This window comes from Oceanobacillus kimchii X50, from assembly GCF_000340475.1.
Lineage (GTDB): Bacteria > Bacillota > Bacilli > Bacillales > Amphibacillaceae > Oceanobacillus > Oceanobacillus kimchii.
In genome coordinates this window covers 1,592,552-1,606,797 of sequence record NZ_CM001792.1, presented here as the reverse complement: position 1 = coordinate 1,606,797, position 14,246 = coordinate 1,592,552, and the positions used below count along the sequence as shown (strand labels likewise).

12 protein-coding genes are annotated in these 14,246 nt (G+C 35.3%); all 12 read right to left on the bottom strand.

All coding sequences use genetic code 11. From position 1 onward, the window contains the following. Window positions 1-8 precede the first annotated feature (8 nt). A complete protein-coding gene (gene rimP, locus C794_RS08485; protein ID WP_017796707.1) occupies window positions 9-479 on the bottom strand; it encodes a ribosome maturation factor RimP in 471 nt (156 codons plus the stop codon). A gap of 300 nt (window positions 480-779) precedes the next feature. After that, a complete protein-coding gene (locus tag C794_RS08480; protein ID WP_017796706.1) occupies window positions 780-5,066 on the bottom strand; it encodes a PolC-type DNA polymerase III in 4,287 nt (1,428 codons plus the stop codon). 282 nt (window positions 5,067-5,348) lie between these two features. Beyond that, a complete protein-coding gene (rseP, locus tag C794_RS08475) occupies window positions 5,349-6,623 on the bottom strand; it encodes an RIP metalloprotease RseP (RefSeq protein ID WP_017796705.1) in 1,275 nt (424 codons plus the stop codon). A gap of 117 nt (window positions 6,624-6,740) precedes the next feature. Beyond that, complete coding sequence (locus tag C794_RS08470) at window positions 6,741-7,529, bottom strand: phosphatidate cytidylyltransferase (protein ID WP_017796704.1); 789 nt, start codon at window positions 7,527-7,529, stop codon at window positions 6,741-6,743. Between the two features lie 15 nt (window positions 7,530-7,544). Continuing rightward, window positions 7,545-8,303 carry an isoprenyl transferase gene (locus C794_RS08465; RefSeq protein ID WP_017796703.1) on the bottom strand — a complete coding sequence of 253 codons (759 nt, stop codon included), beginning with the start codon at window positions 8,301-8,303 and terminating at the stop codon, window positions 7,545-7,547. A gap of 362 nt (window positions 8,304-8,665) precedes the next feature. Continuing rightward, window positions 8,666-9,223, bottom strand: coding sequence for a ribosome recycling factor (gene frr, locus C794_RS08460; RefSeq protein ID WP_017796702.1), 558 nt, complete (start codon window positions 9,221-9,223; stop codon window positions 8,666-8,668). A 2-nt stretch (window positions 9,224-9,225) separates the two neighbouring features. Next, window positions 9,226-9,948, bottom strand: a complete 723-nt coding sequence (pyrH, locus tag C794_RS08455; protein WP_026133765.1) for a UMP kinase — start codon at window positions 9,946-9,948, stop codon at window positions 9,226-9,228. A 163-nt stretch (window positions 9,949-10,111) separates the two neighbouring features. Next, on the bottom strand, window positions 10,112-10,996 hold the full coding sequence (gene tsf / locus C794_RS08450) for a translation elongation factor Ts (protein ID WP_017796700.1): 885 nt from the start codon (window positions 10,994-10,996) through the stop codon (window positions 10,112-10,114). A 90-nt stretch (window positions 10,997-11,086) separates the two neighbouring features. Further along, window positions 11,087-11,851: a 30S ribosomal protein S2 gene (gene rpsB, locus C794_RS08445; RefSeq protein WP_017796699.1), complete on the bottom strand. Its 765-nt coding sequence runs from the start codon at window positions 11,849-11,851 to the stop codon at window positions 11,087-11,089. A gap of 178 nt (window positions 11,852-12,029) precedes the next feature. After that, a complete protein-coding gene (locus C794_RS08440) occupies window positions 12,030-12,476 on the bottom strand; it encodes a DUF6115 domain-containing protein (RefSeq protein WP_017796698.1) in 447 nt (148 codons plus the stop codon). A 14-nt stretch (window positions 12,477-12,490) separates the two neighbouring features. Continuing rightward, the gene (locus tag C794_RS08435) at window positions 12,491-12,781 is read right to left on the bottom strand and encodes a hypothetical protein (RefSeq protein WP_017796697.1); all 291 of its coding nucleotides are present in this window, start codon (window positions 12,779-12,781) and stop codon (window positions 12,491-12,493) included. 17 nt (window positions 12,782-12,798) lie between these two features. Further along, window positions 12,799-14,163, bottom strand: a complete 1,365-nt coding sequence (locus C794_RS08430) for a DUF342 domain-containing protein (protein ID WP_017796696.1) — start codon at window positions 14,161-14,163, stop codon at window positions 12,799-12,801. Window positions 14,164-14,246 lie beyond the last annotated feature (83 nt).

Below are 14,246 nucleotides of genomic sequence, written 5' to 3'. Positions count from 1 at the left end.
CCCTTTTATTAAAACGTAACAGCAATTCTTGCTTTGGCAATTTTGTTATAAGGTATCTCTACTTGCTTCTTACGCGTTTTCACTTTATATTCCATTGTTACAATTTCTCCATCAAAGGATTGTAATGTACCTTCATACTCTTTACTTCCATCAATAGGCTCATATAATTTCACAAAGATATTTTTCCCTATACTGGAGTCAAAGTCTTCTTTATGCTTGAGTGGACGTTCTACTCCTGGAGAAGACACTTCTAAGAAATATGCTTCTGTAATTGGATCTGACTCATCAAGCTTCTCACTTAGAAGTTCTGAAACTTCTCCGCATTCCATGATGTCAATACCGCCTTCTTTATCTATATATACACGTAGAAACCAATTTTTGCCTTCTTTTACATATTCAATGTCTACTAATTCTAGATTCTTTTCTTCTAAAATTGGAGTAACCAACTCTTCCGTTAAAGAAACCACATGAGAACTCATACTCTCATCCTCCTTAAATTCCGACTTAAATTAAATTCATTCAATATAAAACCCCTGCCAGATGTATCGGCTAGGGGGAAGCTAAACTCTTCATGGAAATGGGTAAGAATAAAGAGTGGGCGATTCACCCACTCTTTTAAACCGTACGTATCGAACGTTCTTTCCAAAAAATAGTATAGCATAGTTATCTTACCAATGCAAACGGCTCTAGTACTTGTGTAATAGAACGATTTATTAATCTAGTCAACATCTGTTTATAGGATATCCTTTTATTATAAAAACTATGCTATACAATACGTATTAGAATAAGGATAACTGGTTTTTATCTTCCATTCCTTCTAAGCAACCATGATTGTCCAAGTATTCCAATACCGTTTTCGAAATTTTACTACGCTCTCTTAAATCTTCCTTAGACAAGAATTCCCCTTCTTCTCTCGCTTTTACTATATTTAATGCTGCGTTTGTGCCTAATCCATCCACTGCATTGAATGGAGGCAATAAACTTTCTCCATCAACAATAAAGTCGGTCGCACTTGATTGATATAGATCAACTTTCTTAAAAGAAAAACCTCGTTCACACATTTCTAGTGAAATTTCTAGTACTGTAAGTAAATTCTTTTCTTTTGGAGATGCGTCATTACCTTTAACAGAAATTTCTTCCATTCGTTTACGAATTGCTTCAGAACCCTTGATCATCGTATCAAGTTCAAAATCATCTGCACGTACTGTAAAATATGCAGCGTAAAATAGAATCGGATGATGAACTTTGAAATAAGCGATTCGAACAGCCATTAACACATATGCAGCCGCGTGTGCTTTCGGAAACATGTACTTGATTTTTTTACAAGATTCGATATACCAATCTGGTACATCATGTTTTTTCATCTCGTCTATCCATTCATCTTTAAGCCCTTTTCCTTTACGAACAAATTCCATAATTGTAAATGCCATCGATGGTTCTAATCCTTTATGCATTAAATAAACCATAATATCATCACGACATCCAATTACGTCTGGTAATTGGCAGATGCCATCATTAATCAACTCTTGGGCATTTCCAAGCCATACATCCGTACCATGTGACAATCCAGAAATAATGAGTAGCTCTGCAAAGGTCTTTGGCTTCGTATCTTCTAACATTTGTCGAACGAATTTGGTACCAAACTCAGGTACTCCTAATGTACCGGTTTTACAATTTATTTGTTCCGGTGTTACTCCTAATGATTCCGTACCAGAAAAGATTTTCATTACTTCTTCATCATCGGTCGGAATAGTTTTTGGATCCATGCCACTTAAATCTTGCAACATACGTATGACTGTTGGATCATCGTGTCCTAGTATATCAAGTTTCAACAAATTATCATGAATGGAATGGAAATCAAAGTGCGTTGTTCTCCATTCACTATTACGGTCATCTGCAGGAAATTGTATTGGCGTGAAATCATAGATTTCTTTATCAGAAGGAACAACGATAATTCCTCCAGGATGCTGTCCTGTTGTTCGTTTTACTCCAGTACATCCTTGTACAAGCCGGTCTACTTCAGCATTTTTATACACAAACTGATTATCTGAAGCGTATCCTTTTACATATCCATAAGCAGTTTTTTCAGCAACAGTTCCTATCGTTCCTGCACGATATACATTATCAATACCAAACAATTCTTTCGTGTAATTATGTGCACGAGGTTGGTAATCACCAGAGAAGTTCAAATCAATATCAGGAACTTTGTCTCCTTTAAACCCTAAAAATGTCTCAAATGGAATATCTTGTCCATCTTTCGTTAAGGGTTTCCCACACTCAGGACATTCTTTATCCGGTAAATCAAATCCACTAGCAACAGAACCATCGGTAAAGAATTCATGGTAATGACATTCTTTACAAACATAATGCGGTACCAATGGATTTACTTCTGTAATTTCTGTCATGGTTGCTACAAAAGAAGAACCAACTGAACCACGTGATCCCACAAGATATCCGTCATCTAAAGATTTCTTTACAAGTTTTTGAGAAATGAGGTAGATGACTGCAAACCCATTACCAATGATACTTTCAAGTTCTTTTTCTAAACGATCGACAACAATTTGTGGAACAGGATCTCCATATACCTCTTTGGCCTTGTTATAACATAAATCACGCATCTCTTGTTCAGCGCCTTCAATATTTGGTGTGAACAAACCATCTTTCACCGGTGAAATTTCTTCAATGGAATCTGCTAGTTGTTGACTGTTTTCAACGACAATTTCATTCGCTTTTTTCTCACCTAAGAAGTGAAAACATTTAATCATTTCATTCGTTGTACGGAATGGAGTATCTGGTAACTTATGGCGACTCAATGGATTTCCTGCTTGCGAACCTATTAAGATTTGACGATATTGCTTATCATGTTTATCTAAATAGTGTACATTACCAGTAGCAACTACGTTTTTTTTCATTTTATCTCCGAGATTGACGAGTTTTCGTAAAATGTCTAAGATTTGCGATTCGTTTTGAACTAGATCTTTTTCAATAAGATGGGTATAGTTCTCAGGTGGTTGTACTTCAATATAATCATAGAAATCAGCAACTTGCTCTGCTTCTTCCTCAGATTTTTGCATCATGGTCTCAAATACTTCCCCTTTATCGCAAGCTGTTCCAACTAAAATTCCTTCGCGGTGTTTTTGCAATACAGAACGAGGTAATCTAGGTACCCGGTAGAAGAAATCAATATGAGCTCTAGATACTAATTTATATAAGTTCTTTAAGCCTTCTTCAGTTTGTGCTAATAATGTGCAGTGGTATGGTCTTGAACGTTGATATGCATTATTCTCACCCATATGATTGTTCAATTCTAAATGATTGCTAATTTCTTTTTCTACTAAACGTTGAACCAATTTCCAAAGTAGATATCCTGTTGCTTCAGCATCATAGATTGCACGGTGATGCTGTGTTAATTCGATATCAAGATGCTTACAAAGTGTATTTAAGCGATGATTTCGTAGTTCAGGTAATAAAAATCGTGCTAATTCTAATGTATCAATTACCGGATTGGATGCCTTCTCATAATTGATTCTTTGAAATCCTTGATTAAGAAATCCCATATCAAAGCTAGCATTATGTGCTACTAATATATCGTTGCCCATCCATGTATGAAAATCCTTTAGAACATCAGCTACTTCAGGAGCATCTTTTACCATATCATCTGTAATACCAGTTAAATCTATAGTTGTCTGAGACAATGCATGATGTGGATTTGCAAATGACTCAAATCGATCAACAATTTCTCCGCCTTTAATTTTTACTGCTGCTAATTCTATAATTGTATCGTAAACAGCAGAAAGACCGGTTGTCTCTACGTCAAATACAACAAATGTATCTTCATATAAATCTCGATCCGCTTCGTTATAAGCAATCGGTACGCCGTCATCGACAAGGTTCGCTTCTACTCCATAAAGTACTTTAATACCATGCTTTTTCCCTGCATTATGCGCATCGGGAAATCCTTGTACGCCGGCATGATCTGTTATAGCAATTGCTTTATGTCCCCATTTCGCAGCCCTTTCTACTAAGGCTTCAGGAGAAACAACTGCATCCATTTGACTCATCGTCGTATGTGTGTGAAGTTCAACACGCTTTTTATCTTGCGCAGCCTCATCCATACGTTGTGTTACATGAATTTCATGAATGTCTTTGGCCATCATAGCTAGTTCATTCGTATACATATCGGTTTGAATACTTCCCCTTGCTTTTACCCACATGCCTTTTTTCACTGATGCAAATTTAGCTGCATCTTCATCACCTTTGGAGAACATTTTTATTTGGATTGAATCTGTATAATCTGTTGCTTTAATAATTAGTAGACTTCTTCCAGAACGTAATTCTCTCACTTCTGCATCAAATACATATCCTTGGACAGTTATGCGACGCTCTTCATCGATGATCTGATCCATTGTGATTGGTTCATCTTGAATCTTATAACCAATTGCTAATGGTTGCTGATCTGGAACAGACTTATCCTTATCTCTTTTCTCTTTTTCTTGTACAGTTTTCATAACTAACTGTTGGTCTTCGAGTGCTTTTTTATCTCGAAATTCTTTCATTGCTTCTGTGTTAGTTTTCACTTCAACTTCAAGCGTGTATGGTAGACTTCCGATTGACAAACAGAACTGATGAAATTTAGTTTCAAGCCTTTTCTTCAATGCTGATGCTTCCGCTTCGTTTCTAGCAGTTAACATAATCTTATTATTGGAAACTTTGGGAGCTTGATCCAATACTAGATCACGGTAAGCAGGAGACAAAGAGGTTTGTGCAATAAAATGCTTCCAATATATTTGTATATCGCCTTCCGGACAATGTTTATTTGCAGCAGACAAAGTTAAACTTACCTCTGCAACGGATGCGAAGGAGTCTTTAAGAGAACGATGAAACAATTGATAAGTTTGGAAAGGAAGTACATGATCTATATTTATATAAAAATTCCATTTCTTATCTGCTTTATGTACTTCTACTTTTTGTAGAGATGAATCAGAAAAATGTGCTTCGATTTCGTTCTCTGGCATCTGAATTTGCTCTAGTAATAATTTTAGCTTTTCCTTCTTTGAAATGTCCACTTCTTGCCCTCCTCTAAAGAAAGATGAATCAAAAAGGAAGAGGTTGAGACAAAAGTTTTTAATCAAAAGATATCTTCCAATGAACGGTGTTTGAAAATAGCTTCAAAAATATACTTCGCTTATCTAATGGGTGGCAGATGAAACCTCCGTTTGCTTTACGGTGGATTACCTTGTCCTTGTTCCATAGTCTAAGTATATTTCTTACACTAATTCAAAATATCCGTTCGTCTTTTGAACAAAACTTTTTATTTAGTCCCAACCTCTAGTTTCTCTTAATATATTTTACAAGAATAATCGCTGAATGTCATTCCATGTAACTACAATCATTAGTAACATTAGTAAAGCAAACCCTACAAAATGGAATATACCTTCCTTCTCAGGAGCAATCGGCTTCCCGCGAACAGCTTCGAGCCCTACAAAGAGCAAACGTCCACCATCCAAAGCTGGTAATGGAACTAGATTAATTATTCCTAAGTTAATACTTAACATCGCTGTCCATAAAAGGAAGTTTGAAAAACCAGTCTGAACCACTTGGTCTGTAGCGTCATAAATACCAACCGGCCCCGATAAAAGCTCAATAGAAACTTGCCCTGTTACTAACATAAATAAGTTTTGTATAATCATGGTGGTTGTATCATACGTTCTTTCAATTCCATAAACAAACGTACCTAATACGTCTTTTTCAAACCCTTGATACACCCCAATTTGCCCAATTGTAATAGGATCCCCAACTTCATTCACGGCTTCCGCTTCACCTGGAACAACAGATATATCTTGTGATTCACCATTTCGTTGAACCACCATATCTAATTCTTGTCCAGGGTTTTCACGAACAATGGAAGTGAATTCTTCCCAAGTAGAAATGGACTGATCACCTATTTGTGTAATAACGTCATCTTGTTGGAAACCAGCCTGTTCAGCTGGTGTATCAGGTTGAATTTCACCAAGTTTAGCTTCTTCCACTGGCACACCTTGAATAATCCCTAAAATAAGGAAAATCGCTATCGCTAATACAAAGTTCATCATTGGCCCAGCAAATAATTGCATAGCACGTTTACCTGTAGACTTGGAAGCAAACTGTCGATTATATGGAGCGATTTGTGTTTCACGCTCGTCCATTACAAACATTGCTTTTTCATCAACATCGAAAGATAATCGGGTTTCATCATCATCTAATTCGTATCCTTCAATTATTAATTTATGGTCTAGGTCTACATTTTCTACTTCAATGACTCTAGCATAAGGATGCTTTGATTTGTTATTTACAATGATTTTAGACACTTTACCATCTTGATTAAATTCAAGACCAATATGATGTCCAGGTTTTAATTCAATAATTTCAGGATCTTCACCAGCTACACGAACGTACCCACCAGCAGGAATTAAACGAATCGTATACAAGGTTTCATTCTTAGTGAAGGAAAAGATTTTAGGCCCAAAACCGATTGCGAATTCTCTTACGAGCATACCTGCTCGTTTTGCAAAAATTAAATGTCCCCATTCATGAATGGAAACTAAAACTCCAAACATTAGTATAAATGCAACAACCGTTGTCATAATAACACCTTCCTTTTAGTGGAGCAGGCATTCGAATTAAGTATACAAGCTCTCCGTTAATTATATTCATGAAAAGGTTAAGATTAACCTTTTCGACTAAAATCGTCTAAATTTATTTTAGAAAAAATGTATAAAATGTAATAACGGAAAAACAAATAACATACTATCAAATCGGTCTAATATTCCACCATGACCAGGTAGTATATTACCTGAATCTTTCACATCATAATTTCGTTTAAATGCTGATTCCACTAAATCACCAATTTGCCCAAAAATCGATGCCAATATCGTTACAATAATTACAATTAACCATGTATGTTCAAATGGGGAAATCAAATGAAATACAGTTGCTACGATACAAGCTGTTAGTATTCCACCCAATGCCCCCTCTACTGTTTTCTTTGGACTAATGGTTGGCCAAAGCTTACGTTTTCCCCATTTTTTACCAAATAGATAAGCTCCAGTATCCGTTGCCCAAACAATGAAGAAGGCAAATAAAATATTATTTAATGCATTATCTCCGTTTCGTGTTTCCAACAGATAATAAAATCCAAGACCTACATAGAATGCGGCTAAAATTACAAAACCAACATGGTCAAACGTAAAACGATTCTTCACTAATACGGTATAACCTAATAAAATTAAGATTAATAAAGCAATTAGCTCATATCTTGTAAACCAATTAAATATTGCACCATAGTAAGTCGGTAATAGTATTAGCCAAACTAAACAAACTGATAAAATATAAGGAAATATATAATTTCCAATATGCCTCATCCGTAATAGCTCTAATAAACCAATTGTAGCTACTAGATAGATCAATATCATGAATGGAAGTCCACCGATAAGGATGAATGGGACAAAGATTAATAGTGCGAGTAATGCTGTAATTGTTCTTTGCTTCATTAAAAAATCATCACCTTATATACCTCCGTATCTCCTCTTTCGTTGTTGATATTCCATCAACGCTTGAAGAAATGTATCTTCATCAAATTCCGGCCAGAGTTTTTCGGTAAACCAAAATTCCGTATAAGCAAGCTGCCAAAGCATAAAATTACTCAGACGGTACTCTCCTCCAGTACGAATCAATAAATCTGGATCAGATAAACCGTTCGTAAATAAATGTTTCTCGAAATAACTTTCATCTAATTGTTCTACGTCAAATTCAGATGCTTTCGTCTCTTGCACTATTTGTTTTACTGCATGTATGATTTCATACCTACTTCCATAGTTTAGCGCAAAATTAAGTACTAAACCATCGTTGTCCTTCGTTTTCTCCATGGCATATTCTATCGCATCCTGTGTATGCTTAGGTACTGCATTAAAATCACCAATTGTTTGTACACGAACATTATTTTCTATTAAACCTGGTAAATATACATGCAGGAACTCTTTTGGTAATTTCAATATAAAATCAACTTCAGATTTCGGTCGTTTCCAATTTTCTGTAGAAAATGTATAAAGTGTCAATACTTTTACATTTGCATTAACAGCGGCTTTGACGATTCGATTTACTGTAGACACACCTTCTCTATGTCCAGCGATTCTAGGTAATCCTCGTTTTTGTGCCCAACGACCGTTACCATCCATAATGATAGCAACATGACTGGGAATGTTATCCCAATCTTCTAGTTCCGTTTCTTTTACTTGTTTTGATAAAAAAGGAATTTTGATAGACATAATCCGTCCCCCGAATGGTTGTTAATTCACAAACCTTTCTTTCTAACTTGAAGAAAAAGGTATGAAAGGCATGACCATGCCAAATGAATATATTGTAAATGACTATTCTCATTTACCCAATTATAACGACTTTCCTAACAGAATACAAAAGCCCCCTTTAATAAGAGGGCTTAATGGCATCTTACTACGTAAGAAGAAAACTGTCATCTAGAAAATCGATTTTTTTATAGAATAATTTACCAAAGTGAAATACCTTTTGGAATTTGTAATTAAAACTTAAGAGAAATTCATTAATTAAGCATCCTATTTCATTCTTACAATCAGTAACTTGTACAGAATAAACTGAGGATAAAAGGCCGTAATTACACTTCCATAATTTCGTTTTCTTTATTTTTAGCTAATTGATCAATTTTATTAATATAATCATTTGTAGATGTTTGAACATCATCTTGGAAACCTCGAAGATCATCTTCCGTCAAGTCACCATTTTTCTCCATTTTTTTCAACAGATCATTTGTGTCTCTACGAATATTACGGATTTGAACTCTAGATTCTTCTGCGTACTTTCCAACCACTTTAACAAGATCTTTACGTCGCTCTTGTGTTAGTGCAGGAATATTAATTCGAATAATATTACCATCACTAGATGGAGATAGACCGAGGTCTGCTTTTTGAATTGCTTTTTCGATATCACCTAATGCAGTTTTGTCATATGGAGTGATTGTTAAGAGTCTTGCTTCAGGAGCTCCAACTGTTGCTAATTGGTTTAAAGGTGTAGAAGCACCGTAGTAATCTACAAACACACTATCTAAAATACTTGGGTTAGCACGTCCTGCTCTTACGGAAGCTAAATTCTTAGAAAAAGCTTGTACCGCTTGATCCATTTTTTGTTCCATCTCTTTTAATACAGAAGCTGACATTTTTATTTCCCCCTTATTGTTGTTCCGATCGTCTCACCTTGAACGACCCGTTTAATATTTCCTTCTTCCATAATTGAGAATACAATTAATGGAATATTATTATCCATACATAATGAAGAAGCCGTTGAATCCATTACACCTAAACCTTCATTTAACATTTCAAGATATGATAACGATTCGTATTTCTTAGCTGATTTGTTTATCTTAGGATCATCCGTATATACTCCATCAACATTATTTTTTGCCATTAAAATTACTTCCGCTTCGATTTCAGCTGCTCTTAATGCGGCAGTAGTGTCTGTTGAGAAATATGGATTACCCGTTCCTGCTGCAAAAATGACAACACGTTTCTTCTCTAGATGGCGAATAGCTTTTCTTCTTATGTAAGGTTCTGCAACTTGTCTCATCTCAATGGATGTTTGCACTCTTGTTTCAACATCGATTGTTTCCAAACCATCTTGTAATGCAAGAGAGTTCATAATCGTAGCAAGCATTCCCATGTAATCAGCGGATGCACGATCCATTCCCATTTCACTACCGACTTTACCTCTCCAAATATTTCCTCCGCCTACAACAATGGCAACTTCAACACCAAGGTCGGCAACCTCTTTTACTTGTTTTGAAATAGATTGGATTACTTTTGGATCGATTCCATATCCTTGATCACCACTTAAAGCTTCTCCACTTAATTTTAACACAACTCTATTGTAACGTGCTGTCGTCATAATAACCTCCAGAGAAAAAGTTTTTACTATTATATCACTTTTACTAATTAATAAGCTTGGTAAACCATACGTTAAAGTTCCAGTTACACTTATATGGTAAAGCTTAAAAATACCCTTACTTGCCAAAATAGGGAACAAATTAATGTCCCCTAATTTGTTGCAACTATTTTTTAATTTGACTCATTACTTCTTCTGCGAAATTGTCTTCGCGTTTTTCCATTCCTTCGCCCACTTCATAACGAACAAAAGTTTTTACAGTAGCACCTTTATCTGCTACATATTTTTTCACTTTTTGGTCTGGATCTTTTACGAAGCTTTGCTCTAATAATACAATTTCTTCAAAGAACTTGCCTAGACGACCTTCTACCATCTTTTCAACAATTTTCTCTGGTTTACCTTCATTTAATGCTTGTGTTTTTAATACTTCACGTTCACGGTTCACTTCTTCTTCAGCTACTTCATCACGAGATACGTAACGAGGATTTACTGCTGCTACATGCATGGAAATATCTTTACCTACTTCTTCATCTGTAGTACCTTCAAGTAATGAAAGAACTCCAATACGCCCACCCATGTGTAAGTATGCTCCAAATGCATCATTGTCTGTTTTCTCAATTACTTCGAAACGACGAAGAGAGATTTTTTCACCAATTTTTGCAACAACATTTGTAATTACAGAATCAATTGTATCTCCATCACCGTGCAGTTTTTGTTGAAGAGCCTCTTCAACAGAAGCAGGTTGGTGAGCAACTAAATGTTTTCCAAGATCCGTTAATAATTGTTTAAACTGATCATTTTTTGTAACGAAATCAGTTTCGCAGTTTACTTCAATAATAGCAGCTTTGTTACCATCAACTTCAATATGAGTTAATCCTTCTGCTGCTACACGGTCTGCTTTCTTCGCAGCTTTTGCCATTCCTTTTTCACGTAGAAAATCAATTGCTTGTCCAATGTCACCATTTGTTTCTTGAAGTGCTTTCTTACAATCCATCATTCCAGCACCAGTTTTTTCACGTAGTTCTTTTACCATTTGTGCAGTAATAGCCATGTATGGTCCTCCTTAAAATCAATAATTTAATTCTTTAAAAAAGGGTGATAAAAGGCTTCTATCCTCTTATCACCCTCACCTTTTCAATGATTACTCTTGAGTTGAAACTTCTTCTGCCGCTTCTTCTTCAGCAACAGCTTCGTTTGCTTCTTCTTCAACTACTTCTGTTTCTTCCCCTTGTTTCACTTCTAAAATAGCATCTGCCATTTTTGAAGTCAAAAGCTTCACGGCGCGAATAGCGTCGTCATTAGCTGGAATAACGTAGTCAATTTCATCTGGATCACAGTTTGTATCTACAATTCCGATGATTGGAATGTTTAGTTTATGAGCTTCAGCAATTGCAATACGCTCTTTACGAGGATCGATTACAAATAATGCATCTGGAAGCTTAGTCATTTCTTTAATTCCACCAAGGAATTTCACTAAACGTTCTTTTTCTTTTAATAGATTTACAACTTCTTTTTTAGGTAATACTTCAAATGTACCATCTTCTTCCATTTTCTCAATGGATTTCAAACGATTAATACGCTTGCGGATAGTTTGGAAGTTTGTTAATGTTCCACCTAACCAACGTTGATTTACAAAGTACATACCTGAACGGATTGCTTCATCACGCACAGAATCTTGTGCTTGTTTTTTTGTACCAACAAAAAGGATTGTACCGCCATTTGATGCGATTTCCTTTACGTAGTTGTATGCTTCATCCACTTTTTTAACTGTTTTTTGTAAGTCGATGATGTAAATGCCGTTACGCTCCGTGAAGATATATTTCTTCATTTTCGGATTCCAACGACGAGTTTGGTGTCCAAAATGTACACCAGCTTCTAGCAATTGTTTCATTGAAATTGCTGCCATGTTGCATTCCTCCTAATGGTTTTTTCCTCCGTATAGATCTTCTTTGTAGAAACACTGATTCATATCAGCACCAATCCTACAAATCCCTATACGTGTGTTTTTTGTTCTAATCGTTCATGACTAGACTATTTACACCAAAAGTTACTATACCACAACATGATTAGTGAAGCAAGTTATTTCAAACATTTTTTTGATGAAGCTTTATAATAATCTCAGCTTCTGTTTTGCCACATTCCAATTCACTTGCAATTTCGTCAATTGTTTTGCCTTGATTATAAAGTTGTAATACTCGTGCTTCCAATGATGCCTCAACTGTATCTTCTGCATCTTCACTTGAGAAGTTCTCTTTTATTTGTTCACTAAATGGCTCCTCTTGGAGATTAAATTCTTCTAATACACCATTACTTTGCTGCTTTTGATCAGGAGTAGCCCCCTTCTGTATTAACGCTTGTAGATTTTGGTTCTCTTGTCTAATTTCTTCTATGTAATGTTTTAGTTTTGAATCTATATTCGATTCAGAAGCAGGTCGTTGCTTTAAGACTTGAATTTGTTGTAATAATTTATAAATTGCTAATAAGGCAATCATGTGTAATAAAAAACTGATAATCCATAAAAGAGAAGACATAATTCACCCCTAAACTATCCATTATAATCAATTTTGCTTCCTAAAAACGGATGCTCTGACTTTTGCTCTTGATTGTCATCTTTATTTTCATCTTTACTCTCATGTTTACGTTTGTTGTTTGAATCTACTTTATATGTATGATTCAATTCATTCACCTTTTTACTTCTCAGTTCTTGTTTTTTCGCTTGTAACTGCGCTAGCGATTCCTGAAGATGTTGTCCTTGTTTATCCATTTGATCCTGTATCTTTCCTGCATCTTGAACTCGAGGTAACGCTACTTGCATCTCAATTGATTTCCAACCCATACAAGCATCTCCTTTAATTATTCAAATAACGGAATAATTTCAATTTCATTCTTTGATACTTGGATTTTGACAAAATGGTGAGCACTTTTAATAATTCTTTTATATTTTCCAAAAGAAATAATAACATTTGGATGAATGAAATTTCGGACAGTTAAAGATGCTTTATTTTCAGAACCAATTGTCGATTGAATTACGAATAAAGATTGATCAATTAATTGCAGTTCTTCTTCTGTTTGTTTTAATAATTTTCTTTGTCGCAACAATGATAAGCGTAATTTCGGGTCATTATCTATACTTCCATTACGTAATCTGTCACCAACTTTTCGTATTTTTTCAACATCTTCTTCTAAAGTCTTTTTTCGATTAAGTAATTGTTTTTCTTTTTCATATTCATTCTTATTAATTCCAAATGCAATCTCTGTCGTAATTCCTAATCGGTTTCCGATGTCTTTCGCTTCCATTGTTTTCCCAGCAGATACTGTTCCACCTATGATATTCCCTAGTTTGCAAAACACATGCCCGATTGCTGTACAATCACTATGAAGAATCGATTTTTCTACATATAAATCATTCCCAGCCTGTATATGAGAGTGATTACAATAACCAAGTACAATATCATTTCCAGCTTGAATACTTCCGATATTTTTCCCAGCTATACCTTCCATAATAAAAACAGATCCACCAGCTATTATTGTTGCCCCTTCTACCATGCCTTGTATACGTATATCACCTTCTGCTTTAATCTCAAAACCAGACGGTACATCCCCTTGTATTTCAATGTTACCAACAAAATCCAAATTCCCTGTTTTCATGGATATCGATTCATTCACCTTAAATACAGGTAATACTTGAATTTGCTGATTGTTAATACTAATTTGTCCATCACTAACAGCATAAAAAGAATGAACATCTTCTTTCCAAACAACATTTTTTCCCGCTCGAATCTTCTTCTGTTTTCCATCCTTCGCCTTTAAATCTCTTCCTGTAACATCTACCCCATCTACACCTTTTTTAGGTAAGATTAATTTGGCAAGCAATTGACCTTTTGTGACATTCGGTATTCGCATAACTTCTCGATAATCCCAATGCTCCTCTCGATTAATAGAAGTGTCTAAGTTTGCTAGAATTTCTAGCCTACCGTCTTCACCATTTATTGGCTTCGTACCTTCTGCTATAAGAATAGGTTCTATAACAGTTAAATCGATGCTAGTTAATATATCTTCCTTGATACCATGAACTATTCCATGTTCATGAAGTTGGTTTTCAATTGATTCATGAAACAATGCTATATCTTCTTCTGATAATGCCTCTTTTTCTATTTCTATATAGGCAGCCATTTTGTCTTTACTCGTATAAATTCTCCACGAATTATCTACTTTCATCCCTTTTACCCCTTTTCCCGTATATGACGGGCAGTAATAACCCCACTGAATGAAGTTTCACTTTATCGCTTTTGTACAAGCTA